We start from the raw sequence: 25,574 nt of genomic DNA, 5'->3' as shown, positions 1-25,574 counted from the left end.
GTGAGGATTGCTCTGAATATATTCAAATATACTGCCCATAACGTCTTACCAAAAAATACACTTTTATATTCTTATACCATAATTTAATTCTTTTTCGGAGATGTCTAATTCTTCAGAATTGATTGAACCTTCGGCATGAATTTTTAATTGGTCATTATCATCTATGAAGCTTGTCTCCAAGTATCCATCAATACTTGGCGTTTGGAGACGAAACTTTTGATCACAAGTAAGATTTTTCTGTTTTGGATTAACAAATGGTTTATCTACTTTAACAGTTAGAGGATAAGGTAGGGAATGTGGTAGTACATAAATATTTCCAGTTTCTACTATAGTTTGTCCTGGCTTAGTGATAAAGGAAATATTGGGTAGAGAAAGCTCTTGCTCTCTATGCTTTATTATCTTCTCCACAGTCTTAGTTTCGTCTCTGTCATTTAACCTTAAGAATTTATGAATTGCGATAATTACCGCCCACTCATCCATAAAATTACTATGTATTAGTGCTTGTCCAATTTTCTCAGGCGTATTTTTGTTATAAGAGGAGCCACCGATAACAAGGATTTTTCTAGCCGGTTTTGTGTGTTGCATTTGTGTCTTGTTTACTGGATATTCTAGTCAGATGGCTGGGAAGTTACAATAGGCTACCACAGAGGACTATTACTTCGTGAGTGAATACAGCACACCAGCGATGTGATCTTACACAGCTAAAGCCGAGAAAAAAGAATAGAGAATAGAGCTAAGAATTACGCTAGGAAAACCGATATCGCCTGAAACCTTTGCTGGGTATAGGTTAGAGAGTATTGCTTTACAAGGTACATGAGAGGGAGAAAGAGCCAACAAAGCCAACCACACAAAGAAAAGAAACCACAAGAACCAAAACCAAACAACACAAAGACGAACACAAACCCACCACAAAGGGTTTATAAACTAAAGAAAACTATATATTATATATTAAAGAGCCGCTGAAGCGGGCAGAATAACTGGAAGGACTCACCGTTTCAACCTTATAGACTTTCTCTAACCGACCTAGAAGGGGTAATAAAATACCACTAGTGAGATTATTTGTCTTCAGTTGCTTGAAGGTAATACTTGCACTTACCTCTACTGACATATAAGCTAGAACAAGGCTTACTTGTTGGCTTCTCTATTTTATATAAGTTTAATCACTCATTGTCTGCTTATTTATAAGAAATATGTATAATATAGTAGGCAGGATTGTTGTCAACTGTTGGCAACATGGTTACAATGGTAGTATACCAGTAAAAAAAAGAGTTATGGGCACTGAAGAGAAAACCAAACCAAAGAGAGAATACAAAAACCACTTTGCTTTTGTATGCCCCCCGGAACTACGAGCTAGGTTGGCAGAGATGGCAGAGAAAGAAGAAAGAAGCGCGGGCTACATAGTTCGTAAAGCAGTAGAAGAATACCTCATCAGCAAAGGATACTAACCATGAAAACTTCAACCACATTTAAACTATCAGCAGCGGAAAGAAAGCTGAACCAAGAATATCTATCCCAAGAGGGAGTACCAGATATTGACAAATACTACAGTCTCTTCTTCTGCGTCCTGCCACACCAACCTCAACAAGTTCATGAGTCCGAGATGAACAAATCAAAAGAGACCCCCCGCGTCACCGAGGAGTCTCAAGCTTCTTTCAGGAAATCAACAGACGGCATTTCGGATAATGATGACCTAATCGAGCGATTGGAATTGCTACTTAAAAAGGCTCAAGGTATCGCGGCTGCAGTGGTTGATCCTTATACTCCAAGTATAGCAGAAATTGACATCCAACCCAAAGCCGAAACACTAGCTAAAGCCGCACCCAGCAAAGAACTAGTGACATCGGAGATTGTTACCCCAGCACAGGTAGAAGAAACAAATATTGCTATTGAGTTAGAACCAATCCCGGCTCGACCACCTGCTAGGAAGAAGACAGCTAGTGAAATAGAAATTGAGACTCAAAAGACCTGGAACTACCAAGGAACGGCTAAAAAATGCACAACCTTTATAGTCACGCCAACTTGCAGAAAGTTTCTAGAAGACATCATGGTCGGCTTTAATAAAAAAACAAAGGAGTTATTCATCCACGTTTTGCGCTCCTCTGGTCGCGTAGTTACTGAGGCAGAGGGTTGGATACCTATTGATTCAAGGTTCATTCGTGATGCGTTCCTTGGCTGCCTGAAGCAAAAGCTGCTAGACGCAAAGTTGATTGAGACAGATGGTGTTTACTCAGAGGCTAAAAAGAAGTGTCTTTATTACAGGGTTAACCCAGACATTCTTGATGCTTATGTGGACGCGCAACTTCTTGGTCTAGAGCTTGGTGAGATTGACAGATTTGACCTTATGAAAGGCAAGAATGTAAGAGCTGCTGAAAAGTCAAAACTTACTGATGAAAATGGAAATAAGCTCCCACCAAATGTAGTCGCACGCATCAAAGGATATCAGAAAACAAAGTTCAATCTCAGAGCCTGCCTGCAGTTTCTAAGACAGAAAGTAACCACATACAAACAATTGCGGGACGAACAAGGCATAAACAGCAGGGCATACAGGAAAGCCCGTGCCCAATATATTAGTGACTATTGGGCTCTCAGCAGTGTGGTTCTGGATGGTGGGGCTATTCACGGCAAAGATGGGTACGCATTCTACACAGCCGCTTATCACGCTCAGAAATCTGGTAGATTAACCCACCATCGCGGTGGCTTCCAGAGTGCTTCTAGAGAGCTAACCGCCGCTGCATTCTCAGGTATTGAAGAGTATAACAACTATGATATGGCTGCCGCCCAACCACGCTGTGCTATCCAAATACTAGAGATGTCAGGGTTTGATGCTTCCTTCCTCAAAGACTACATAAACACGCCTAAAGCTAAATACATTTACTCGGAGAAGATCGGCGTAAGTGTACAGACTTGGAAAGACCTGCTAATTGCAACTCTGATGGGTACGAAGATTCTCCCGCTTAACACCGATACCAAAGAAACCTTCATCAAACTTGGTAGAGCGATCGCACTATACGAACAACAGAAGGCGGCTGGTCAAGATTATGTGATGCTGCCGGATGGTTCATTCTCCAAGCAAAGGTTAGAGCGCCCAGCACCCACAGCACACTACAACCTACTCCTTGAAGAGTTTAATTATGATGGAGAAAAGGCTTTCGCTGCTTATCAGAGATTTTTCTCAGCTTGTCAGTCTCTTATCGTGGAGCTAGAAGGCTTCAGCACTTGGTTACTCACTCTCGTTGGAAAGAAGAAATCAGACATCATTACCACAGCCCCTACTTGGTTAAATCAGATAGCTGGAAAGTTTTATGTAAAAAATGCTGCTGGTATGTCTCTTGACATCACAGAAATGAGAGCAGATTTGCTTGTTAGCAAGGCAATGGCTCACTTGCTGCAAGGGGCAGAGGCAGCATTTATGTGTCAGATAATAGCTCTAGCCCCCAAATATGGCTATAAGCCAGTGCAAGACTTTCACGACGGTGCTGTCATTGAAGGAACTGTCCCCAAGGAAGCAGAAGAAGAAGCAACTAAATTATCCGGCATCAGCGCCTCCCTTGAAACAAAGCCTTTTGTCAGCCCCATAACAGAGCCCGCAATAGTTAAGAAAGTAAGAAAGCCAGTATTTAACACAGAGCTTTTCTGGGGTGAGATGTATGACCTATACAACGAGGCAAGACTGACTGTAGAAGAGATTTTAATACCAACTCCCCACCACATCAAAATACCTGTAGCAGCGTAACGAACAGTTTGTCGTGATGACTAACACGCAGCTTAGATTAACTTCTAGGCTGCTTCCTGCTATCTATAAAAACGTGTATAATTGTATTAGTAAGCATTATTATACTTTTATGAATACCAACCCAGAAGAATTTAAATCTGTTTTTTCAGAAGAAACCATAGCAAGATTGAGGGAAACGGCTGAACTAATCTGGAATGACCCAACTATTAAGGTAACTGACCTAGTTAAAGAGCAGAGAGAAGAAGAAGAACTCGCAACTAAAAGAGCGATCGCAAAGAAAGAGGTCATCAGAGGTTCTGTAACGATGGCACTCTGCTTTGGTAATCTACTAGCCAGCTTTGTAATAGGGTACACGCTGTTTCAAGCTCTTCACACACCAAAACCTTCCCCTGTACCACCCGTAGTGATAAATCGCTAGACATATAGAAATAGAAGCGTGTGAGTTAAGTAGAATGTGTGATAATTAGTCTGCTATAGTTTACCAGCTTAGAAATGAATAAAACACTCGGTGCAATCGTATTAATATACTTGGTGGTATCGTCCCTTGTCCCTCTAAAACCGAGGTTTGAGAATCAAAGTTGTCGTTATCAGATCATACCAAACCAAATACGCATCCCTGAAGGGGTTATGATGTCTGATACTATGAGAATGGAACTTGAACGGAGAGCCGCCCACCTCCCATCCAAAAGGCTAGTAGACTGTCAGTGGACAAAACTTTTAATCCTGCGTCTAAACCCTATTAATAGAATCCAAAGTCTTTTTAATATATAAATACAGTTAATGAGAAGGGTGTTAATTAGATTAATTAACGCCCTCCTTTTATTGTTATCTGAACCTAATAAAGTTCATTGAGCTCTTACCAGCCTTCTCCTCACGGGCAACTTCCCATTTAAGTTTATCTCTTAGTACATACAAACTATCTAAAGGGTCACGCTCCAAGTCCCGGTCTTTGATGGCGTACTTAAGTACTGCTCCACCTGTTAACCTGGCTGAAATAGCAGCAGTAACCGCGTCAAGCATTTTCTTAGCCTCAGAACGCCCGTCATAGGCAGTTGCTACTGCTGCTAGGTTAGCCCCAACCAATAACTGACCTTGACCAACTGTAGTGCGATCGCCAACATTATTTGTCAGATGCGCTTGCCAGTAGTAACTGCCAGCTGTTAGTTCAGATGAAGCAACACTTGTCAAAGTAGTTTTCCAACTACCATCTTGTTCCACTGCTACTAAATCTACTGTTACTGCACCACGAATTGAGTAAGTTAAGAGATACTCTGTGGGGCTAAATTTAACTGTTAAGCCACTAGAAGGGTCTATGCCGTCGAAAGATACGTCAAACCAAACTAAGGTGTCTCCTGGGGTTATTTTCGTTGGAATGTTGAGAGTCATAATATGCTGAATCCTTTGTTGTATAAGCTTTTCTGTACAATTCTCTTAAGCGTATGGTAGTAGGTATGGGTTTGTGAAAGTTTTGACTCAGGGATAGCTTGCGGCTACGCGACCCGCATTATACCAGTATTTCCTAAGTACCTTTGCACCCCCCCACCCCCTAAACTCCTTCTCTGTCTTACTTTCTCATCACCAGTTGGTTGCAAAGCCTCTACCTGCGTCCTTAATACTACCTTTGGGTTTGGTAACTTTGGGTTTGGTTTCCTCTACTGTTGTTGATGGAAATAGCTGACGTTCAAGCTTGTCCCAGTTCATTGTTGGTAAGCCATTAGCTATAGCCGACGCATAACTCAGCACCTCACAGTCCAAAGCCTCGTTCCTTGCTCTGACTTTGACCCATTGGTGGGTAGGCTGCCCCTGCACGAACTTAGTGACACATTTCTCAGCAGTTAGTTGGGCATAGTAATCTTCAGTTAGTCCTTGAGGAAAGTGCATATAGCCTTGCTGACCCTCCACTAACTGTAATCTTGAGTAGATTAGTGACTTCGCAACATCTGTACCAACTGTGAACAACTTGATGCCACCTTTGATTGTCTTGCCTCTAAAGTTGACATCTTGAAGAGTTGGTCTGGATAGTACAGCTTTACCAGGTGTGCCGCTGCCTTTACAAGCCAGAGTCTTGAAGCTGTGTCGTGCTCTACAGAACTGGTAGACATTCTGTGGTCTGAAGCCGCTGTCAATAGCAGCGACACTGACTGACAACTCTACGCCAAGTTCATGCTCAAACTTCAAAGAAAGTAGATCATCCAACTGTGTCCATACTTCAGGTTGGGATGTGTCACCAAAGAGCTCACCCCAATAAACCAGCCAGCTCTCCTCAGCTCTACCCCAAGCCTTGATAGTTACTGCCAGTCTGTCTTGCTGCACGTCAACGCCTGCTGTGAGTAATAAACCACCTTTAGGTATGAAACATTGGGGGTAATCTTCAGCGCGGGCAGCTAACTGTTCAAAGTCCAGTGTTTGACCTTGCTGCTCTTCCCATGTTTCGCCGAGAGAAGTGTTGACCCATACTCGTAATCTTTGTGGGTCATCCTTAGCTTTTAAGAAGTCAACAACAACATCACCAAAACTTCGCCAAGGCGAATACAACTCACTTAAGTGAAAGCCAGCAGTACCAGAGAAAGGCGCAGTAGCTCTCCATTCACCTTCTCTGAGCATCTTTTGTTTAGCAGAGTTCTCAATCGGTCGGCTGCATTTGGCACACTCATACCAAGCTCGTGATGGCTCTTCAGGTCGCCATTTAACCTGTGACCAAACTAATACTTGATGCTCACCACAATGAGGACAGGGCACAAAGTAACGGCGTTGATCAGACTCTAGGAAAGCCTTCTCAATCCGGCTGGAGTCTTTAACGGTGGGTGTGGATACCAGTCCGATCTTCCGGTTCCAGAAGGTAGTGGTACGCTTTTTAGCTAAACCAACAGGGTCGCCCTCACCACCTGCTGAAGATGGAAATCTGTCTACCTCATCAGCAAGTAGAATCCTAACAGGTCTACTAGCCAAAGAAGCCGGACTGTTAGCACCTGCCAAGGATACGTGACCACCCGGAAATTGCTTATGAAGAAGCGTGTTCTCCCCACGAGGACGGTCGCCCATAATCTCAAATAAAGCTGGGCTATCCCTGATCATTGGAGCTAACCTGTCTTTGCTATATGCCTCAGCCATCTCCAAAGTTGGCATTAAAAATAGCATTGGCGACGGGTCTTGACTAGAAAAATACCCAACTACATTAGCAAGAGTTTCTGTCTTACCAACCTGTGAAGAACACATCACAACTACAGTCTCAGCAGCTGGCTCGTTGAAGGCATCAAGTATACCTTTCAGATAAGGAGCACGGCTTGTTCGCCACCTACCTGGTTCTGCACTACTCTCTGGTGATAAAAACCTGTAAGTATCTGCCCATTCACTTACCTTCAACCTTGGAGGTGGTGCGAACAACTTTCTAACTTCGTCTAGCACGCTAGATACAGTCATCTTCTCCTCCCAACTCGCTCAGTGCCTCATAGACAGCCGCTGTTAATAACTCCTGAACGACTGTTGGGTTAGACTCTGCTGCCACTTCAAAAGCTAGTCGAGTTGGCAATCCTAACAACTTTGACCGACAAGACATTACCAACTTTGACCAACCTTGCTTCGCCTCATCTGCATTAATTAAAATTCCATTCTTCTCAGCTATTAACAACTCTTGAACGTCGGCTTGAGCTTTTGTTAAACGAGTCTTTTCTGCTGTCAAGTCAGCCTGTGAGGAATCCTTTGTTTGTTGGTTGAATTGCAGCTTGTAAGCGAGATAATTCTGGACGCAGCTTATTAAATCCCACTCACCACTTTTCTTAGGCTCTGGTAAAATACCGTCTCTCTTCAGTTGGTAAATTCTACTTTTATCTATTCCTATAGCCGCAGATAAAACCTCTACTGGCACAATATAATCTGTTTGCATAATACTTTACTGATACTTAGTTCTATTGTACTTGGAAATAATAGACAAAGAAGGGGCAGCAAACTCGCCACCCCTCCCTTATTTAGTCTGTAAAAGATTAAAGTAAAATGTCAGAGGTTGGGGGAAAGTTAGTAGAAAGAAGAATAGAATCTAATTCTTGGATGTCTCCTTTTGTTAGCCCTCCTGGGATGCCCTCTATTACAGCTTTAGCCAACATTTTAAATAAGTCTAGGTTTCTGTAGTTCACCACCGTTTGCAAAGCACTGAAAGCATTACTATTGCTAGTAGATAAAAACTTAACAAATACAGGACTTAGAGAGATAGCCGGTAAAATGTCATTCCATTTAGGTGAGTCGCTCATACTAATTCCACTTGCTCCATTAAGATATTTTTCTAGTGGTGTATCCCCAGGTGCATTGGGGTAAGAGTTCTGCTGCCAGTTGGCTTCATAATAAGTCGTGGCTGCTGGATTATCTGCTAGGAAACTTGATTCCAATCCAGTAATGGCATAGAGAAAATCATCCCTGTAGGAAGCTATTAATTGAGCTTGATAACTATCATTTTCCGACCAAGGGAAAGGCGCTGATTGAGGTAAAGCGTAAGCGTAAGTTTGCATTTTAAACAGCCCTGATTACACAATCTTGAATTCTAAGAAAAGGGAAAGTACTGCCCATAATTAACCTCATACTGACATTAGGAGCAAGTTGTGAGGTTGTGAATATTAGAGAGTAGTTTCCTGTCAACTCAGCTGCATAACACTCAATAACTCGCGTGTTTGTGATTTTGTACCGAATCTTATACCCAGTACCATTTCTGCCTATCCCAAGTCCGGCTGTTCCTACTGTTGTAGGCTCTGTTCCTGATGTGAAAGTTCCGTTCAGTAGTACAAAGGCAGCGTTAGAGACACTTGATATTTCAATGTGAGAGACTCCCCAACATCTTGTACCGCCTTGCTCTACCAAAAGTATGGAAAGCGGGGAGACTGTAATTGCGGGGAACTTGCTATAGTCTGCGGCGTAGCTTGGAACGGTAAGGTCTATCTCTGTAGGCAAATCCGAGTTAAAGATAGCTTGACTCTGACAGTATGCCGGGTAGAGCGTGGGTAGTCTATTACTTCCCCCATTGCCAACACCACCAGCGGTGGCATTAAACCCATAGTATTTATAGAAATTAGAAGTATCATTTGTAGGAATAGATGCTATATCTATAGCTGTTCCTGCGATCGCATTCGCGTAGCTTGTGGCTAGTTTTATAGTTGTCGCGCCCGTCACAATCGCATAATACCTCGCACCTTTTGTTAAGGGGTAAGTCCCTGACCCAGCTCCAAACCAGCAATCTCCGCCTGTAACAAAATTGTGATTTTCGCTAAAAGTTATTGTGTCGGTAGTCGTATTGAAACTAGCGGCTGGCACATTAGTAAATCTCAGAGGAGCTACCGGTTCAGTTAGAACAGGTGTTAGTTGGGAACCTGGCATTTTATTTAAATCTCCAAAATAATTAGACTCGCGCTTACGTTAATAAGTACGCTGTTTTTATACGTGATAAAGTTATTGACAGAGCCGTTGCTACTGACCGTTGTTTTTAGGGCGCTGCTAGTATCCCAGGGTAACGACTCCTCTGCCATCCCTGAAGTAAATTCATTGAAGCTTGCACAAAGCCAAATCTCATCCTGAGAAACAGGGAATTGTTGACCCGAATCCCCTGGGATTTGAGCATCATTGGAGTAGCGAGTAGTGCTAAAGGTTCTCTGTAGGCTGAATATGTCATTGAGGTTAAAAGCGCCTCCTTGCCCACTAGGTAAATCTACTCGCGCCAACACCTGCCCACCAGTAAATGGCAGCACTCTTGACAGGTTATATTCTGTCCCGCTAACATCCCCTAAACTCGTCCATGATAGGCTAGGGTCTAGCTCTGGATTTCTCAGAAGGAATAGGGACATCCGCCTGCCAGAGACACCTTGTAAGCGAACAGGCAGAGTCGTTGTGCTATTGATAACGTCTCCAATAAAACTCTTGCTTCGTATACCCAACAAAACACTAGTTCTAGCAGTTGTTACCTTCTTAGTTGAGCTAACCTCATTAGGGCTAGTCTCACCAGCATACTGACCAATACTAGTTACGCTAGTCCCGTATTTGAATAAGGTTTCTCTAGTAGCGGTCTGCCGACTATTAGTGATTAAGAAGGTGAGAGGCAGCGCCTGCTCATCAATGGCAGGGAGTTGTGACCCACCAGCCACAGTATCTAACGAGTGAATTACTACCCACTCTTCCATGATGTAAGCCCAGAAACGAGTTGAGTAGCCGCAGCCTGACCCAACTTCAATTCCGTACATCCCCACATTCGTAAAGTTCTGGGTGTGTCGGCTTGGCCCTGTTCCATCTAGTTTGTCACTATTAAACTGAGACCGGGGTATCTCCTGCTCAATAACCTCTCCACCGAACTTGTAGCGCCTAACAATAGAAAAGTTATCTCCACCCCCGTCAGCTTTTATTCTGAAGAAATAGCCAGCTATACCTGAAAACCAACCCCATTCTTTAATCACATAGATGCTGGATGAAATAGACATCTTTACAGCTACGGTGATAAAGATGGGTGCGGCTACAGAAGGAGCGAATACCCGCTTAGAGAACAACAGAGCCTGTTGTACACCAGTCTCAGGGAGGAAAGGCTTACACTCACATACGATAGCTGAATTGTCTGGGGAGAACAGAATGCTAGTCTCGTTACCTGGATAAACCGCACGAACATTATTTCTATTAGTCCAAATAACCGACTGTTCCCCAAGCCCACCCCCGGCTGTATCGGAGGCAACATAGCCCCATTGAGAAGGTTCTATGTCATAGCGGGAAGTATTTCTGAACAGCATCTCAGCTTTGACTTTACGCTTGAGCGCAAACACATCCTGAGTGATTTCAGAGATGTCAGCTACTACAACTTCAGTATCACCAGCTTGCGGGGCTTGAACACGGAATGTGGGAGCAGCGGTCTGCTCCGAGATAGCAGTGCTGAAGCTCCCAGTTAAGGGTTTCACACCAAGCTTGCTTGGCAAATCCCCTACATCTTCTGGTAGATGAATCTTGGACATTATTGCTGCCCCCACACTAAACTAGCGCTTGCCCTTACATTCAGATCAGCAGAGATACTACCAGTGGCAGGACTAGCTAGACCACTAGCAACGGCGTAAGTGAATTGAGTGGCGTTAAGGGCATCAACCGTAAAAGTGCCGTTATAGCCGCTTGGGGTCGCTCCAGCGATAGTCACGACGCTACCTGTTTTTAGGCTGTGACCATTAGTTACTGTGGCGGTTGCTACCGTGCCGGTTGATGTTATGGAGTTGATTAGCAAGGTTGGTGTGAGACTCTTAGCCACAACATAGAGACTGTCTCCTGCTACACCTGCAGTTGTTTGTGCCTCCCGCGCTAAATACTCCCGGTTGTAGGCAAAAATCTCATCTAGCTTTATACTTTGACCGTCTTCTTGACCAGTGTAGAAGGTGGAAACAACTTTACCTGTATTAGGGGTTATCGTTCCTGGCACAGAAGCTTTAGCTACCGCACTCAAATCTCCAGCCACTGGTAAGGGAAAGGTTGCCCCGGTTACAACAGGATTCTTAACTAAGCTGAAACTACAAGGGCTGCTGCTGTTAATTGAGAGTGTCAGAGGGAAAGCTCTGAGTTGGTTAGGAGTATCCGCTGAAACTCCTGTAACAGTCTCTGCTGAGGATGTAATGTAAGGTTTGATCTGTATAGCAAGGGCAGGCGTGCTATTAGCAGAGTTCAGTGTCAAGCTACCAGAGCTTTCACTATAAATCTCCATTGGCTTCGGATCGCCGGCATCAATAGAGAAGGAAGTACCAAAGGTGCTTAAAAACGCCGATGTGCTAGGGATTGTACCTGCACCCGTGCTGTCCGCACGTCTGTAGATTCTGAAGGTTAAAGGTTTGTCAGGGTTCTTAAGTAATGGGAACTGTAAGTTATCACCAATAGGTATACTCTGTACTCTTACCCAACGAGGTATCCCAGGTTTAGGAGTTTTGTCTAAAGGCACGAAAGCCCAAAAGTCCGCACCTGAAGCACCGTACCAAGAGTAGCGGATACGGAACATCGTTAGGTTAGTTGCGGACAAATCTTCATCAAACAAAGAAAGCTTATGTCCAGTCGATGTTAGGTTTCCGTTGACATCAACAGCCCCATCCAGAGAGCCATCTAGCCTGTTGCCATTGGTAGGTTCTGAATAACCAGAGGCAGTGCTGTTGCCGACCTCAATGATCTGTTCATAGGCGTTAGCATCCATAAGGTCGTTATGACCATTTAAGTAAGGGATGCTGTCACGCTGGGTTAGACCACCTGTCTCACCACTTGAGGTGCGTCGAAAGACGAATAATTTATCTTTGCCACCTTCTCTTAAGATTCTGAACCCATAACCATCAAAGTTGTCAAAAGCGCCAAACTCAATAACCACGTTATCGTTTGCTGCTCCACGACTACACTGCACACCGTAAGAGCAATCCATTGACCGCCCTGGCTGGTAAGCAAAGTTAGTTTTGGTTTGTAAAGAAGAATAAGTGCGGTCAAAGTTACCATTCTGAATAGTCAGTCTAGCCGCGCTCTTTGCAGAGTCAAACGAGATTTTACCTTGGGTGTTGGAGTCTACTCGTTGTGCCCATAGCTTGCTATCGATGCCATAACGACGCACAGATGCAAAAAGCAACTGTGGTGTACCAAATCTAGGATTACCTAGTAAATCTTTATCAATTTCTGTGCTGCCAGCGAACGCATCAAAGGTAGCCACTGGTGGGTGGTCACTAGCTAATGCCACTGATAGAGACAAATCTTTTGGTCTTTGTCCTGGTTCTAAAGGTACTGAGCGCCCTATCGTTACATCTGCCATTTTCTTATACTCCGTCTGACCAATGGTCGGTTAATTTAATATTTCCTTGCATAACCCGCAAAGTGAAGTTGTTGGACTGTCTAACAACTACGTCGTAGCCATAGTCTCCAGACTCCAGAAACTGCGTGTCCGTTGGATCTATTGCTAGATAAAAACTGTTGAAGGGTAGTGTTCCAAACCAAGCAATTGCATCTTCTGGTATTGCCGTAGTAAGGGCAGAAACTGGTAGGCTCGTTACTCCTGCCAAAACAGAAGAAGTTAGTGCCGCGCTGCCCACATATACCCAACCGTCTGCTGTGCGAGTGGCAAAGCTTAGTAAGCTGTTTGCTGGTATAGGAACACCAAGACTGTCTATTGAGATTGATGTTGCTTCTAAAGCTGCACCTGCTGTGGTAATGACCGTAGTAGCCCCAATATCGGCGGTACTAGCTGCAGTAATTTCTACTTCTAGTGGGCTGACATAGATGATCGTGTCGTTAGCAACCGCCAGCCTTGTTAACCTCGCAATCTTAGGAGTTCCAGAGTCATTGAAGATTAAGATGCTACCAGAAGCTAAATCTCTACTCACCCCAGAAACGTTGATTGTCTCCTGGCCAACAACAGCAGTACCAGTTGCAGTGACTGTGATGACGGGGGAATAAGGTATAGCAGTGAAGCTGGCTAGTGAGAGCGATCGCACTAGCAACCGACCTTCATTAATAGTTCTGGTAGCTGTTCCTGTAGCAATTATCTGGGAGTCGGTAACAGCTACGACCTTTGAGCCGCTAATACCACTGCCCTCCAAAGTAATCAAATCACCTTGTCTGACTGGTAACTGACTAAGCAGTTGGGCTTTGTCAAGGGTCTTAGGGTATTGATTAATCGTAATAGTGTTACCTGATGTACTAACAGAACCAGTAAAACCAGCTATCTGCGTGTACCCAGGAGAGCTACGGCGTATCTCTGTAAACACCAAGCACCCTCTCAGGTCTAAGTCATAGTCAGAGATAGCCACAGCAAACTGTGCGCTCTCACCTTTCTTGAGTTCCAGGTCTAAGGTGTGGGTATCAAACTGTGGACTAAAAGTTACCATTTATGCAAACCTCCGCAGAATGCCAATTGAACTATTCCTAAAAGTGTTGGGAGGTAAAGGCTCTTTCTCTGAGGCTGCTGCTTCTACAGGAGATGTTGGTTCTGCTAACGCTGCTATTGATACCTGCTCCGCCTTCTTAACAGCTAATAACTCATGTAATTGCTCACTCTCTTTTATAAGGCGAGTGAGTTCTTCAGGTAGAACGAGGGCATAGATAACCCCTGACTGCATGAACTTATTAACGACCTGTCTGTCACCTACAACTGCCACAGAACCCTTCAGAGACCACTGTGTGACCTTACCCATCGCCAATTGCTGCTCAATGGTGTAGCCTTCCTCTGTTGGCTCTACATGAGATATCTCTCCATAGTGTTTGACAGAGTGGGGGATATCTGTATTACTGAAATTGTGAATAATCATACTAGTACCCACGCACTCCCATTGAAGTGATAAAACTTTGCATCGGGAATTGAGAATAGATGCCAGCCAGTATTAGGAACATAGAACTGCCAAGTTCCATTGCTGAAGTGAGCTACATTCGTAGCTTTCCCAGCCCAAACACCAGTTGCTCCAGATGGCACTATAGACATCTCCCTCTGTAGGAGAAGCCGGGGGAGTAGTTAAAGTTCTTGATAAAACGCCACCAACTGTCAGAGCCTCAAGAATTGCAAAAGCTTCATTGAGGGTGACAGTTTTGCTGGCTTGACTTTCAGATAGTTGCGGTAGTTTTCCTCTAGGAGTCGGCATTGTAAAAATAATTATAGTGATTATTACTATAATTATAGTTCAACTAAGCTTGCATATCCAAGCCCTACTGAGCTACTAAACTGCGCCACGGCTACTTCCACACTTCCGGGCAAGCTACCAAAGTCTGTTGTTTGATCGGCTGCGTTGTAAACAACAGTGGGACTAGTGGTATTGAAGGTTCTGAGCACTACTCCTGGAGCGGAGAAGATAACCACCTCATAGGACTCGCTAGTCTCGCTCAAAGGAACGTCTTGATAATCTAGTAGTTCGCCAAATAATCTGTTTCTCCTAACCCAAGAGATTGTTAAATTACCGCTGGCATCCCGGCTTCCTTTAACATGGCAAGGGGCATAAGGTTTAAGTGACCTCCCCGTACTAGTGAATGCTGTAGGAGTAATATCTGCTAAGGCTTGACCGTTAATAGGAGCTTTGTAGAGACGTTGTGTATTAAGGTCTAATGGTTCACCTTTAACCCTTGTTAGATACCCACTAAGCAGGTAGAAATCCTCTCCGCTGGTGTGTGTACCAATAGACTGTTCAGTGCCTCTCCTGCCCCTTAGAAGTGTTGATAAGTCATAAGTGTTACCGCTAACAAGAACTGCATCTTTAAAGTAGATAACCTCTGAACCTACTAAGGCAATGTTTCTACCGTTAAGAAAATCAAACTCACTAACTGACTCAAGCTCACCATCAACTGTGACCCTCAACGTGTTCTTGTAATCCACATAAAACTCAGAAGCTGTTTCTAGAGTGGTGGCACAAGTACCAAGAACCGTTCTGGTGATTATGGTTGTGGCTGAGTCGTATGAGGAACCATTGTTACGGCTTACAAACAACTGAGCATTTCTCCAAGCACTATTACCAGTAGCAGCTACATAAACGCCTTGAGGTTCATCTGTGTCTTTAAGTAGAGGAAGGTCTAGTATTCGTAGTTCAGTATCACTAGGGTTGCCCAGTGACAAGCTGACCGCTGGAGCAGTTGCTACAGCTGTGAGTGTTAACAAGGTTGGGTCGTAGGGAACACCCTCGCATTGCAACAGAAAGTTAGCACCTACATCTACCTTGCTGAGGTAGATGTTCTGTTGGGTTGAAGAGTGTAGATTAACCTGCACCACATCTCCTGGCTCAACAACGCTATATCTCAGAGGCAAAGAAAACTCGAACTTTCTTCTCTTCAACCACTCAAGGAATATAGTCTTCCTAGCAATCGTTAATGCCTGTGAAGCGGTTAACACTAGGTCAAGACGAATCTCTAATTTATTCTTATTAGGAGAGTTTTGCCGTTGAGTAGTCTGTGTGTTCTGTTGGTAGCTGAAGTCATAATCAACATAAGTGACTGTGACCTCATCTGGAAGCTCTATATCTTGCTGGCGGGTTTCCTTAAATAAGTCAGGTCGCTCCTGCCCTTCTTCAGCACTAGCTAAGTCATTTCTAGGAATAGTTATTGGTGAGCCGCCACGAACTTGGTTGATAAACTTTAACTTACCATTGGACTCAAGGGCATCAAAGAAGTAAGCCCTTTGGAGTTGCGCGATCGCATCTCTAGCATTGAGAGATTGACTAACTACAAACCCTTTAACCAAGATTGAGTCTATCTCTGTAACGTCCACCTCTGATTCGCTAAAACCTACTCGGAGGCACAAGTCCTTAACAACTGACCCTAATGAAATATCTGTGTTGTATAACCTGCCTTCACTCCAGTAGCCGCTGGTAACAACCTCGCAGGACACCGCAGGTAGGCGGTTCCCAAAGTCTTCAAGAGGATAGTCATCAAATAAAATATATGCCCTTCCTCTGTAAGCTGGAGTGTCGTCTACACCTTGGAAGGAAGTCATCAAAGAGTCTTGCCCTTGAGTAGCAGAACCATTATAAAAACGTACCTTCTCAGCAAACTTGAGAGACGCGGCTATAGTATCAACATCTGCTTCAGGGCTGACATTATAGACCAGCTTGGAGTTGAGCCATATCTTCCTTACTCCTGTTATCTCACCAGAACACAGAAGGAATGCAAAGTTACAGCTATAAGCATAATTAGTGGTTTGTACACCACCACCCCCTCCCTTTCCACCAGAGCGGGTTTTAGACACTCGTTCAGTAATTGGAGTTGACCACATGAGGTTTCCTGCCAACCTGGAAGACCCATATACCTTTGGTATAGCAGCGCCGTAACTAGACTTTGGTGCTGATAAGTCACTAAGCCTAGACCCCTCTACTTTCTGAGTTGGTGCTAGTAAGCCTAGTAGATAATTAGTGGTAAAACCTATAGCTAGGTTAAGCGCGACGGTTGCCATTTTATATACCGGGTAAAATAAAAGATTTAATAATTCTGCGTTGCCAGAACTCATCTAGTGTGTGTTCGACAACCTTACCAACCCCTTGGTAGGCATGGATTAACCCTATGTCAGAGCAAAGACCAACGTGCTGTGGGTTCCTCTTGATACGAAATAGATGTATGTCCCCCGGCTCTGGGTTGTCTGTCTGGGTACAATGCTCCTCTAACAGGCTCTGGAGTACCGTACTATCAGGAGTTCGGTCATAGTCTGTAAAATCAAAGGTGTAAACTCCTAACTCCTTCAGCACGCCTAACACCAACCCAATGCAATCAACCCCGACACCTTTAGCCCGTGCTTGATGATGGTAAGGCGTGCCCAACCACTCTCTTGCAGTAGTAACAATCTCTAATTTAGTCATCAGCCTTCAAACCCTCCCAGAAATCTATCTTCACCAGGTATGTGTGGTTCGCCTTGGTAGTTAAGAATATTGCTGTAATTTCTACAAGCTTCAACAGTCTTAGCGCACCCAGCAACTGCCTGGAGAGTTGTGCCAACTAGTACGTCATAAGGCATTGGCTCAAACAGTTGAATTTGGTTGCCAATGAAACTTAAAACCATTGACTTAAAGCCGTTGTTTTCTCCACTGGTAAATGTGACCTCTCCTAACTCAAAGAAGCCATCAGCCCTACTAGAGCTAACAGTGAATTGGCGGTTATTAGTTACTGAGATGACTGTTAAGTTATCAGTCAACGTTGTTAGGTCTTTTGTACACTTTGAATCACCAAATACTGCGCGGCAACTTTGAGTAGTTAGTGTTCCTATCTTCTGCTGTAACAGTTGGGCGAAACTTCTAATCTCTGCTGTATAGCGAACATCTGTGAGACTTACTTCACCTAAAAACCCACTGATCATTAAGATGTGATTTGGAGGGTCTACCGAGAGAGTGGTTGGTGGGTTTTCCCAGTTGACTAGGAAGATGTCAACTTTGGCATAGTCATATCGTCCACCTACCAGGTCTGCCTCACTAATAGAATCATCAGATAAAGCAGAGTTCAACTCTAAGTTTCTGACAGCCAGAGAGTTATCTTGAGCAAAGGCTGAGGCACTAAACCCAGTAGATGCTAAATAGTCCACACCATCAATTGTCAGAAGCCTGTCCCCGCTGGTAAAACCTTGGACTAGTCCGTCAGTACGAGTCACCCGCCAGCAAGTTGTTAGCTTGGTGTTCTCCTGCTGTAGGTGGTTGGAGAGTGCGCTTGCTAATGACTTCATATCTTAATCTCCAGAACTGCCAAGGTACTTACATAGAAGAGCACTTCCTCTTGAGTTCCAGCATCGTAGCGGTGGTCAAAAAGGTCTTGCTCAAACCTTACTGGAATATCAAAGTCAAAGGTCGCATTAATGTTGCCTGTGGGAGGTGCAGTAAATGTGCATAAGCCAGTGGTATAGTCAACACTAAAACCACTAACTATAGGCTCACCAGCCACTGTTAAATAGACGCTACCAACAACAGGTTTCTTGATAGTTTGTACTGTAGATTGAGAGCCAACGGTGTAAGTCTTCTTGAGTTGGAATTGTGTGGTTACTCCGTCTCCTACACCTATTAGCTCATTCTCAGCTTGATAGTTTGCCCAATCTCTAAACCTAAACCCTACTGCTTTTCCTCTGTGAGCGCGGTGGAAGCGAATTATATAGTCTAATTCTTCTCTGTTGTAGAGCCTATCTCCTATCTGCCAGCGTCCTCTTGGCTCGTCCCAATTAGAGTTTCTTTGCTCATAGCCGCCTCCGGTAGTAAGAACCGTGGTGGAGAAAGAAGCACCACCAACAGTACCGAAGTCAAAACCCAAATTTAGTCTCGTTTCATTAAAAGACATACTTTCACACTAACCCCCTAACTATATAGTTTCAATGTCTGAGAAGAATGGGGTTAAATACTGCTCCCCCGCCGAGTCTTCAGTTCTTAGTTTGTTTAATAAGGTATCGAATTTTGCTGTCATGGTTTTACAGCGCGTTGTAGATATAGTCGTAAGTAAGAGATGCTCTGTTAGCCCAGTTAGTAGCATAATCACCTTCACCGGCTGCAAAGCGGTTGCTCGTAGGGTTGTAGATACATCTTTCGATGTACCACCTACCCTCGATGTCAGCGTACCCAAAGTAAGAAGTTCCACCTTCTTCAAAGTAAGCTAATGCACTATCTTCAGTATCTTGAAGAACGTACTTATTGAGGGGCGGTAGTGGACTAACAGATACTTCTTGAATTGGCATATATTTAATTACTTAGTGATACTCCTAATGTAGCTTTTATCCATTACGGTTCATACCTCTTCTTAACTGTTCAGCTGCGTCTCTACCCAATTGGGAACCGGACTTTCTAAAGCTGTTAGCATCAGGTGTTGAGACGTTCATCACGATGGTTTGTGATCTGCTAGAACCACCCGCAGAACTACCCACACCTGCAGTAGCTAAAGATAGAGCTGGTGTTTGCATAGTATTGAGTGAGTCAAGAAAGTTAGTACCCCAATGTTTAACCGCTTTGGCTCTCATAACGAACTCACCATTTGAAAGACGTGCTGCTATAGAGTCACTTGTGCCTGTACCTGGGCCACTCACGTACCCTCCACTAGCAAAACCTGCACCACCAAAACTACTGAAGATTGACTTGGTGATGTTGGCAGCCGCCATTTGAGCAACAGCCTTCAGAATTGATGTTAAGAGGCTATTCAAGGCATCTCCTAAGCTTCTTGTGCCTGTGAAGATATCCTCAAAGAACTGTTGGGTGGCATCTCTAGCACTATCTTTAACTGTTGCGTAAAGTTGCTTTATCTGGTCATATTGGTCAGCAACTTGCTGTAACTCCTTCTGCCTACGAGACTCATTGAGAGTAGACATCTGTGAAAGCAAGGTTAAAGCTTGTTGATCACCACGCGTCTTAGCTTCTTGAATTAGCCTCTCAATCTCCAGTCTTCGCTCGTTATAAGCTTCTTCTATAGTCCGGTGTTGTTCAAACTTCTGGCGCTGCTCTTCTGTTAATTCAGCAAGAGTTACCTGAGTAAATATCGCGGCTAACCCCTGTCTATACTGCCTGTCAGCCTCCTGGTCAGCAGCAGTATTCTCTGCTTCTCTCAGCGCAACAGCACGGGCTTCCTGAGCAAGTTGGTCTTGTCTGGTGGCGTGGATAGCTTGTCTACGGTTCTCTAGAGAGTTAAGCTCATCTAACTCCTCTTGGGTTAGAGTTGCCCTTTCAGCCATTAATTGATTGATACGAAACTCAACCTGCGCTCTCTCTGTGGCAAGCTCATTATTCTGTTGGAGACTTTCTTTGTCTGAGTCTAGCGAAGCAATCCTGCGCTCTAAGAGCGTCTTCTCTTGCTCTTCTTTAGTACCAGCAAGCTGCTTCTCTAAATCGTTTTTAGCAGCAGCAAAACTGTTTTCTATCTGTCGGCGCTTGAGTTCACCAGCAAGAGTGGCTTGGGTTTTCTTCTCTTCATAAGCTCTGTCCCGCGCCAGCTTGGCATCGTCTTTGGCTTGTTCAGCGATCGCAGCTTTAACTTCGAGAGTATCCCCTGTTGTTTCGTCTACCTCTCCAATTAACTTATTAGCTTGTGATGAATAACGGTCTTTAGCTCTTCCAACATATTGACGTAAAGACAACCTTCCGTCAGGCTTAGAGTCTAGTTTGACACCGGGATTACCACCATAGACAGTAGCAGATACTTTCTCCAGTGAGTCTAGTTTTTGCCCCCTGGCGTGGATTTTTAGATACTTCTCAACATAAGGGAGTTGCTCTTCAGCGGTCATCTTAGCTAGTTGACCGAGCGTAACCCCTAGTTCCTTCTGGTTGTCTTTTGTAAAGCCAATAAGACCCACAGCCCCATTTCCGTGAGCTTTAGGAGACAGTGTGCCACCTGTTTCCAGCAACATAACCCTAAGTAAGTCCTCTGGGTTCATGCCAAGCCGTTTAGCCATAGCTATAACACCAGCAACTGTCTTCTGCTGAGGTGTGAGAGCCTGGGCTTTAGCATCTCTTTCTTTTAGTATGTCGCTAGGACTACCAAGCTCAGAGGATAAGGAAAATCTCTTGCCTAATACATCAGATGGGTTGACTCTTTTACCACCAATTTTAACTTCAACGTGGTTGTGTGTACCTGTACTTCTGCCAGTGCTACCTTCCCTACCAAGAAGCTGACCTTGCTTTACTTCCTCCCCTTTTGTGACCACCACTGAGTCGAGGTGAGCTTGTAAAACTTCTATCACTTTGCCTAGTCTGTCTATACTCTTAACAACTACGTAGTTGCCCCAACCCCCTTTATCAAAACCAACTTCGCTGACTTTTCCTGGTAGAAGAGCCTCAATTGGATATCTGTTACGCTCTCTGCCTTGGCTAAAGTCTACACCGTTGTGCATCCTACCTTTACGCATCCCATAGCCGGAGGTCTGTGTACCTTTAGGTCTTAGTAGCTCAAAGTCTACGAACTCTTTCTCTTTATTTGACCCGCTAGACCCACTAGAACCACCAGAGTCACCTTTAACGTCAACTCCTGCTCCTCCAGTTAGCGTAGGTATCTTTGGGGCAGGACTGAGTTGAGTTTTCTTAACTTGATTAGGTTTTTCTGCAGTGGATTCTTTGTCAATTCGTTCTTGGGTACGACCGAATAAACCACCAATGTAGTTTTTAACAGCACTCATAGGTTTTATTCCTAACAACCCAAGTGGCCCATCAGATAGGAAGTTGTTTACAGGACTGTTATTGCCACCGAAAGCACCTTTAATACCAGCAGCCGCATTCTTGGCTGAGTCAACTAATGGCTTGAACATATCAAGGTTCGCCAGCCAGTCTGCAAGGGAGCCAAGATAATCTAAAGTTGATTTACCGAAGTTTCCTAGGGTCAGTAACAGCTTATCGAAGTTCTTACCAGTCCCAGTAGCGAACCAATCTATTGACTTGCCTACTGCGCTTATAGCCCTACCGAGTGCGTTGAAAGCTTCTTTAACAACATTGACGGCATCCAGGAATATAGTCTTTAATAGCTCTCCAAGGAAGTTAACACCCTTGCGGAATAACTCAGACTTAGTGTAGAGAACTACAAAAGCTGCTGTTAGTGCTGCAAGACCAACAATTATTAACCCAATTGGGCTAATTAGGAATGTAAAAGCCGACCCAAGGGCGGTTAACAAACCTCCGCTAGTGACGAATTGTACAGCAGCTATTCTTTGGATATTTATTGCTTCTATTAAGGCTTTTGTGTAAAACCCAATGAAGCCAGCGGCTAGATTGAAAGATGCCCCAATATTTGTTACAAACTGTGATATCTGAAACGCCTTAAAAGATATTCCGGTTGCTCTAAGGTTTCTCAAGACTAGCTCTAATTCTACAAGAGACCTTAATTTGTTTGTTATACCTACAGTCGCTAACGCCGCATTAAGTATTTTAAATGCCGCCACCGTTCCAGCAACGGTTACAGTTAAACTTGTTAGGACAATAATAGTGGATTGGATTGGGGTGGGGAGAGCAAGAAAAGCGTTACCCATCCCTGCTATCGCAGCAGATATAGGTTTGATAATCAGCCCGAAGGACTCCCAAGCTTTATTCTTGATAGCGTTGGCTACACCAGATAGTGACTTCTCGGAAGAAACGATACTGCCGTTCATCTTCTGGAAAGCTTTATCAGCTTCCCCAGCGGCGTTCTTCTGTCTTTCTATAAACCCAGTGAACTTCTCAAAGTCGTTAAGGGCTGGTTGGACTGCTGCCACAGCTTCAACAGAGCCGAACAAAATACCAAGGGCTTGGGCATTACCCCCAGCCTTCTTCCTCACGTCCTCTAGTACAGCAGCAAACCCCTTCTGTTTAAGTGTTGCTGCATCAAACTTAATACCTAATTTCTCTGCTACTTTCTCGGCTTCAGCAGAAGGTTTGACAATTGAGCTAATTGCTTGCCTTAACCCAGTGAAGGCTGACTCTACTCGTACCCCAGAAGCTGTGGCGACAGATACGGTTGCGTTCAACTCTTCCAGGCTGACATTACTAGCAGCGGCGGTTGAGGCTAAACCACCTATCTGTTGGGCATACTGCGAAACAACAATCTTACCGTCGTTCTGTGTCTGTATGAACTGACTTGTAACCTTCTCGGTTTCACCAACACCTTTACCATAGGCATTGAGAATTGTTGTCACAGCATCAGCCACAACACCTATCTCAGCAAATCCACCAACAGCGGCTTTCTGGGAATTTTTAAGAATCTCAATAACATCAGCAGTTTTGTTAAACCCAGCTGAAAGAACGTCATAACCAGTAGTGGCTAACTCTGTGGCTGTGACCTGGTATCCTAACTCCTTTGACAACGCCTGGAGTTCTTTATATAAGCCTGCAGAATCGCCTGTAAGAGTAGATAATGCCCTCACGCTAGTATCAGAGGCTTTACCGACTTGGTAGCTTGCTCTGATGAATCCACCTAATGCTAAAGTGGCAGCACCTATCGCAGCAGTTAGGATATCAAACCCACCACCACCATCTCGTGCAGTCTTGCCCGTATCATCTAGTTGTGAATCTAGGTCTTGGAGTTTATTGTTTAAGGCATCTTGAGCAGCAGCAATATCTCTTGCCGACGCTGTGCCACTGTTCTTAATAGCTTCAAAAGCAGCAACAGCTCTCGCTCTCATCTGGTTGATGGACTCAGATGACCTAACACCTAATTCTCTATAAGATGCTGCGATCGCTCTATTAGCGGCGGTGGCAGACTGCTCAATTCTTCTTTGGGCAGCAACCTCACCTGCTACATCACCAGAGCGACTAGCGGCTCTTTGGGCAGCCACAGCTTCTCTAGATGCTTGCCTTGCTCTTTGGAGGGCAGAATCAAAAGCTCTCCCGGTTTGCTGTAATTGGGAGACAGCCTGGTTAAAACCCTCGGTGTCAAATTTAACTGATAATCTACGAGTTGCCATAAGAATTAAGCGCCTGTCAGTTTCTTGATGGCGCTATTAATAGTTTTAGTATCTAAGGAGCCGTCTACTACCCCTGTAGTCTTATCAAAAAGAGCAATAGCCCTTTCCTCATTTTCAATCTCGGCGGCATACTTGACAAAGAGATAGATTTGTCCTTCAGAGTAATTCTGTATCTCCGTCCAAGTATGCCCAGCTCTAATTAATTTGCTAACTTGCTTACCCCATCCGCTACTGATGTTAGACTTGCGGCTACTTCTAGGACTTTTGGTGTTAGCTTCTGGACGAAAAAAGATAGGTTTACCTCAACAACTTTGAAGAGAATATCAAACCCTTCTTCACCTTCTAATATGTCAAGTTGCTCTTGGTTCAAACCTGTTGAGAGTTTTACAAGTTCAAATACACCTTCAGGGTTATAAGCTGCTAAGTCGAGCGCGATCCTCATAACGTCTGGCTCTTCTTCTTCTGGCTTCTCAATAGTCTGGTCTTGCGCTTCTTCTTTTGGCTTCTTAAGAAAAGCGTTGGAGTACTCTGTTAATATCTGAAGGACTCTTGGGAACTGAGTGAACTTGAAAGGCTTAACAATGACATCTCCTGCTGAGGTTTCAACAACTTCATTAGGAACTAGAGTCTTTAATTCTTTATCAATATTTGTGTTAGCAGCCATGATGGTTCTCCGATTAGTTAATTAAGTAGTTTATTTATCTGGTCTGGTAGTTGTTCAGCAATGTTCTCAGCAGCAGCGTAGAAGTCTATCTTTTTCCTGAGACGGATTTTCTTAACAAAGCTGTAGACAATAGTGCTTCTTCCTTGGAATTCGTAGATGACTAAAATGCCATCGTTGGTTTGAATAATCTTTAGGAACTTCTTGTACTTGTTAAAGACTGAATCCCAGGTGTTAGCTTTAGTAATTCTCTTGAAACCAATCTTTTCACCAGCAGGGGTTAGGGTTATCAAATACTTGCCATTTTTGGGAGTAATGTCTCCACCAGTCTCAAAGATGTCTAGGAACTTGACACCAGAGCGAACGTAAGATGCCGGCCCTTGTCTTTCATTCTCATCAAGGTTGTACACCTTGAAAGCATTAAAGAAAGAGCCGTTGGAGTTGCGACCTCGCTTGAAGTTTTGGCGTACTTGTTTCTTCATTTCTTCTTTGAGTTGTTTGGCAGCCGCACGAGTTACTGCGCGAGTTGCTGCTGATAAATCACCAAGTTGTGATTTGAAGAATTCTCTACTAGCTTTGTCATCAAATGAGGTCGCCATGTTTAACTCCTACGCTTGTTGGGTCTGTCTGATTCTGAAGAAACCGCCATCAACGGTAGTAGAATCGCGGGTGGAATCGTAAGCCAACATTCCCTCAATTTCGAGGTTTCCAAACTCATCAGTGATCAACTCGATGCTGCCAATAGGTGAGGGGCGGAAACGGTAAGCTTCAACGATTACAGGTTTCTCATCTTCCGCCTGATTTAGACCTGCAAACATCAGAGAGTAATACTTGGGCTTGCGGGTAAACGCACTAATTTGTTCAGAAGAACCTGCGGCGTAGTTAGCTTTCAGTGCCAACCCTTCAGTAATTGCTCCACCGGGGATGACGTAGATTAAACCAGCAGCTAAATCAACTCGGTAGTCAGTACCATTAACGTAGGTTGTGGTAGCCCCCACGTTTGTTAAGCTCGTAAAACTGGTAAGGTTCATCCTAGCTAAAGGACTATATTTGCCAGGGTATCCAACTAAAGACTCAGCGGTAACTGTGGCAGAGGCGATTGAGGTGGTTGAACCAAACAAGAACTTCTCTAGGTTCTCTTTGGTGTACTCATCGATCGTGAAGCTTGCTGTGGCACTCTTTCCAGTACCAACGATGCTGTCTGTAAGGTTGTTACCTGTCCAAGATTCCTTGTGCTCGATTCTGGTCTCTTCAGTGTTTAGAACTAAAGATGGGCAGTTTCCTAACCATTCATAACCTGTGGTGACTCCCAGCGAGTTAATGGTGGCGAGTAGAACTTTACCTTTACCGACAAAATATCTTTCAGCCATTTTCTA

At 44.2% G+C, this 25,574-nt stretch carries 23 protein-coding genes; 3 read left to right on the top strand and 20 right to left on the bottom strand.

What is annotated here, in order from left to right; all coding sequences use genetic code 11:
- Window positions 1-63: 63 nt before the first annotated feature.
- Window positions 64-585: a hypothetical protein gene (locus tag H6G68_RS22360; RefSeq protein WP_190908619.1), complete on the bottom strand. Its 522-nt coding sequence runs from the start codon at window positions 583-585 to the stop codon at window positions 64-66.
- Window positions 586-1,271: 686 nt separating this feature from the next.
- On the opposite strand from H6G68_RS22360, the gene H6G68_RS22355 reads away from it, so the two are divergent.
- The 3 genes from H6G68_RS22355 (at window position 1,272) to H6G68_RS22345 (ending at window position 4,151) form a co-directional block, all read left to right on the top strand.
- A complete protein-coding gene (locus H6G68_RS22355) occupies window positions 1,272-1,445 on the top strand; it encodes a CopG family ribbon-helix-helix protein (RefSeq protein ID WP_190908618.1) in 174 nt (57 codons plus the stop codon).
- Between the two features lie 2 nt (window positions 1,446-1,447).
- Window positions 1,448-3,733: a hypothetical protein gene (locus H6G68_RS22350; protein WP_190908617.1), complete on the top strand. Its 2,286-nt coding sequence runs from the start codon at window positions 1,448-1,450 to the stop codon at window positions 3,731-3,733.
- A gap of 109 nt (window positions 3,734-3,842) precedes the next feature.
- Entirely contained in the window at window positions 3,843-4,151 is a 309-nt protein-coding gene (locus tag H6G68_RS22345) for a hypothetical protein (RefSeq protein ID WP_190908616.1), read from the top strand.
- Window positions 4,152-4,558: 407 nt separating this feature from the next.
- On the opposite strand, the gene H6G68_RS22340 is transcribed toward H6G68_RS22345, so the two are convergent.
- The 19 genes from H6G68_RS22340 to H6G68_RS22250 form a co-directional block, all read right to left on the bottom strand.
- Complete coding sequence (locus H6G68_RS22340) at window positions 4,559-5,119, bottom strand: hypothetical protein (RefSeq protein ID WP_190908615.1); 561 nt, start codon at window positions 5,117-5,119, stop codon at window positions 4,559-4,561.
- 189 nt (window positions 5,120-5,308) lie between these two features.
- Window positions 5,309-7,153, bottom strand: a complete 1,845-nt coding sequence (locus tag H6G68_RS22335; protein ID WP_190908614.1) for a phage terminase large subunit family protein — start codon at window positions 7,151-7,153, stop codon at window positions 5,309-5,311.
- Window positions 7,140-7,616, bottom strand: a complete 477-nt coding sequence (locus H6G68_RS22330) for a hypothetical protein (RefSeq protein ID WP_190908613.1) — start codon at window positions 7,614-7,616, stop codon at window positions 7,140-7,142. The genes H6G68_RS22335 and H6G68_RS22330 overlap by 14 nt, the downstream gene beginning before the upstream one ends.
- 97 nt (window positions 7,617-7,713) lie before the next feature.
- Complete coding sequence (locus H6G68_RS22325) at window positions 7,714-8,232, bottom strand: hypothetical protein (RefSeq protein ID WP_190908612.1); 519 nt, start codon at window positions 8,230-8,232, stop codon at window positions 7,714-7,716.
- A 1-nt stretch (window position 8,233) separates the two neighbouring features.
- Complete coding sequence (locus H6G68_RS22320; protein WP_190908611.1) at window positions 8,234-9,091, bottom strand: hypothetical protein; 858 nt, start codon at window positions 9,089-9,091, stop codon at window positions 8,234-8,236.
- Window positions 9,092-9,096: 5 nt separating this feature from the next.
- Complete coding sequence (locus H6G68_RS22315; RefSeq protein ID WP_190908610.1) at window positions 9,097-10,701, bottom strand: hypothetical protein; 1,605 nt, start codon at window positions 10,699-10,701, stop codon at window positions 9,097-9,099.
- Window positions 10,701-12,506 carry a hypothetical protein gene (locus H6G68_RS22310; RefSeq protein WP_190908609.1) on the bottom strand — a complete coding sequence of 602 codons (1,806 nt, stop codon included), beginning with the start codon at window positions 12,504-12,506 and terminating at the stop codon, window positions 10,701-10,703. Before H6G68_RS22310 ends, H6G68_RS22315 begins: the two co-directional genes overlap by 1 nt.
- Window positions 12,507-12,510: 4 nt before the next feature.
- Entirely contained in the window at window positions 12,511-13,578 is a 1,068-nt protein-coding gene (locus H6G68_RS22305) for a hypothetical protein (protein ID WP_190908608.1), read from the bottom strand.
- The gene (locus H6G68_RS22300) at window positions 13,579-13,998 is read right to left on the bottom strand and encodes a hypothetical protein (RefSeq protein WP_190908607.1); all 420 of its coding nucleotides are present in this window, start codon (window positions 13,996-13,998) and stop codon (window positions 13,579-13,581) included.
- Entirely contained in the window at window positions 13,995-14,168 is a 174-nt protein-coding gene (locus H6G68_RS27935) for a DUF2793 domain-containing protein (RefSeq protein ID WP_422596623.1), read from the bottom strand. Before H6G68_RS27935 ends, H6G68_RS22300 begins: the two co-directional genes overlap by 4 nt.
- Window positions 14,169-14,357: 189 nt before the next feature.
- The gene (locus H6G68_RS22290; protein WP_190908605.1) at window positions 14,358-16,616 is read right to left on the bottom strand and encodes a phage tail protein; all 2,259 of its coding nucleotides are present in this window, start codon (window positions 16,614-16,616) and stop codon (window positions 14,358-14,360) included.
- A 1-nt stretch (window position 16,617) separates the two neighbouring features.
- Entirely contained in the window at window positions 16,618-17,016 is a 399-nt protein-coding gene (locus H6G68_RS22285; RefSeq protein WP_190908604.1) for an NlpC/P60 family protein, read from the bottom strand.
- On the bottom strand, window positions 17,016-17,870 hold the full coding sequence (locus tag H6G68_RS22280) for a DUF2163 domain-containing protein (protein WP_190908603.1): 855 nt from the start codon (window positions 17,868-17,870) through the stop codon (window positions 17,016-17,018). Before H6G68_RS22280 ends, H6G68_RS22285 begins: the two co-directional genes overlap by 1 nt.
- On the bottom strand, window positions 17,867-18,472 hold the full coding sequence (locus H6G68_RS22275) for a DUF2460 domain-containing protein (RefSeq protein ID WP_190908602.1): 606 nt from the start codon (window positions 18,470-18,472) through the stop codon (window positions 17,867-17,869). Before H6G68_RS22275 ends, H6G68_RS22280 begins: the two co-directional genes overlap by 4 nt.
- Before the next feature lie 127 nt (window positions 18,473-18,599).
- A complete protein-coding gene (locus H6G68_RS22270) occupies window positions 18,600-18,863 on the bottom strand; it encodes a hypothetical protein (RefSeq protein WP_190908601.1) in 264 nt (87 codons plus the stop codon).
- Between the two features lie 36 nt (window positions 18,864-18,899).
- Window positions 18,900-23,537: a phage tail tape measure protein gene (locus H6G68_RS22265; RefSeq protein WP_190908600.1), complete on the bottom strand. Its 4,638-nt coding sequence runs from the start codon at window positions 23,535-23,537 to the stop codon at window positions 18,900-18,902.
- 199 nt (window positions 23,538-23,736) lie between these two features.
- On the bottom strand, window positions 23,737-24,201 hold the full coding sequence (locus H6G68_RS22260; RefSeq protein ID WP_190908599.1) for a hypothetical protein: 465 nt from the start codon (window positions 24,199-24,201) through the stop codon (window positions 23,737-23,739).
- A 17-nt stretch (window positions 24,202-24,218) separates the two neighbouring features.
- A complete protein-coding gene (locus H6G68_RS22255) occupies window positions 24,219-24,797 on the bottom strand; it encodes a DUF6441 family protein (protein ID WP_190908598.1) in 579 nt (192 codons plus the stop codon).
- A gap of 9 nt (window positions 24,798-24,806) precedes the next feature.
- Window positions 24,807-25,568, bottom strand: coding sequence for a phage tail tube protein (locus H6G68_RS22250; protein WP_190908597.1), 762 nt, complete (start codon window positions 25,566-25,568; stop codon window positions 24,807-24,809).
- Window positions 25,569-25,574: the final 6 nt, after the last annotated feature.

Origin of the sequence: Anabaena catenula FACHB-362, from assembly GCF_014698735.1 — a bacterium.
In the GTDB taxonomy this organism is placed as follows: Bacteria; Cyanobacteriota; Cyanobacteriia; order Cyanobacteriales; family Nostocaceae; genus Anabaena; species Anabaena variabilis_A.
Note: the sequence above shows the minus strand (reverse complement) of the source record. Positions and strands in the feature narration are given on the sequence as shown.

What these genes read in the sequence shown, in the direction of transcription:
- H6G68_RS22335 (WP_190908614.1), bottom strand. Translation starts at nt 7,153, where the DNA reads ATGACTGTATCTAGCGTGCTAGACGAAGTTAGAAAGTTGTTCGCACCA.
- H6G68_RS22330 (WP_190908613.1), bottom strand. Translation starts at nt 7,616, where the DNA reads ATGCAAACAGATTATATTGTGCCAGTAGAGGTTTTATCTGCGGCTATA.
- H6G68_RS22310 (WP_190908609.1), bottom strand. Translation starts at nt 12,506, where the DNA reads ATGGCAGATGTAACGATAGGGCGCTCAGTACCTTTAGAACCAGGACAA.
- H6G68_RS22345 (WP_190908616.1), top strand. Translation starts at nt 3,843, where the DNA reads ATGAATACCAACCCAGAAGAATTTAAATCTGTTTTTTCAGAAGAAACC.
- H6G68_RS22315 (WP_190908610.1), bottom strand. Translation starts at nt 10,701, where the DNA reads ATGTCCAAGATTCATCTACCAGAAGATGTAGGGGATTTGCCAAGCAAG.
- H6G68_RS22275 (WP_190908602.1), bottom strand. Translation starts at nt 18,472, where the DNA reads ATGTCTTTTAATGAAACGAGACTAAATTTGGGTTTTGACTTCGGTACT.
- H6G68_RS22265 (WP_190908600.1), bottom strand. Translation starts at nt 23,537, where the DNA reads ATGGCAACTCGTAGATTATCAGTTAAATTTGACACCGAGGGTTTTAAC.
- H6G68_RS22305 (WP_190908608.1), bottom strand. Translation starts at nt 13,578, where the DNA reads ATGGTAACTTTTAGTCCACAGTTTGATACCCACACCTTAGACCTGGAA.
- H6G68_RS22350 (WP_190908617.1), top strand. Translation starts at nt 1,448, where the DNA reads ATGAAAACTTCAACCACATTTAAACTATCAGCAGCGGAAAGAAAGCTG.
- H6G68_RS22250 (WP_190908597.1), bottom strand. Translation starts at nt 25,568, where the DNA reads ATGGCTGAAAGATATTTTGTCGGTAAAGGTAAAGTTCTACTCGCCACC.
- H6G68_RS22340 (WP_190908615.1), bottom strand. Translation starts at nt 5,119, where the DNA reads ATGACTCTCAACATTCCAACGAAAATAACCCCAGGAGACACCTTAGTT.
- H6G68_RS22260 (WP_190908599.1), bottom strand. Translation starts at nt 24,201, where the DNA reads ATGGCTGCTAACACAAATATTGATAAAGAATTAAAGACTCTAGTTCCT.
- H6G68_RS22270 (WP_190908601.1), bottom strand. Translation starts at nt 18,863, where the DNA reads ATGCCAATTCAAGAAGTATCTGTTAGTCCACTACCGCCCCTCAATAAG.
- H6G68_RS22320 (WP_190908611.1), bottom strand. Translation starts at nt 9,091, where the DNA reads ATGCCAGGTTCCCAACTAACACCTGTTCTAACTGAACCGGTAGCTCCT.
- H6G68_RS22325 (WP_190908612.1), bottom strand. Translation starts at nt 8,232, where the DNA reads ATGCAAACTTACGCTTACGCTTTACCTCAATCAGCGCCTTTCCCTTGG.
- H6G68_RS22360 (WP_190908619.1), bottom strand. Translation starts at nt 585, where the DNA reads ATGCAACACACAAAACCGGCTAGAAAAATCCTTGTTATCGGTGGCTCC.
- H6G68_RS22285 (WP_190908604.1), bottom strand. Translation starts at nt 17,016, where the DNA reads ATGACTAAATTAGAGATTGTTACTACTGCAAGAGAGTGGTTGGGCACG.
- H6G68_RS22300 (WP_190908607.1), bottom strand. Translation starts at nt 13,998, where the DNA reads ATGATTATTCACAATTTCAGTAATACAGATATCCCCCACTCTGTCAAA.
- H6G68_RS27935 (WP_422596623.1), bottom strand. Translation starts at nt 14,168, where the DNA reads ATGTCTATAGTGCCATCTGGAGCAACTGGTGTTTGGGCTGGGAAAGCT.
- H6G68_RS22280 (WP_190908603.1), bottom strand. Translation starts at nt 17,870, where the DNA reads ATGAAGTCATTAGCAAGCGCACTCTCCAACCACCTACAGCAGGAGAAC.
- H6G68_RS22290 (WP_190908605.1), bottom strand. Translation starts at nt 16,616, where the DNA reads ATGGCAACCGTCGCGCTTAACCTAGCTATAGGTTTTACCACTAATTAT.
- H6G68_RS22255 (WP_190908598.1), bottom strand. Translation starts at nt 24,797, where the DNA reads ATGGCGACCTCATTTGATGACAAAGCTAGTAGAGAATTCTTCAAATCA.
- H6G68_RS22355 (WP_190908618.1), top strand. Translation starts at nt 1,272, where the DNA reads ATGGGCACTGAAGAGAAAACCAAACCAAAGAGAGAATACAAAAACCAC.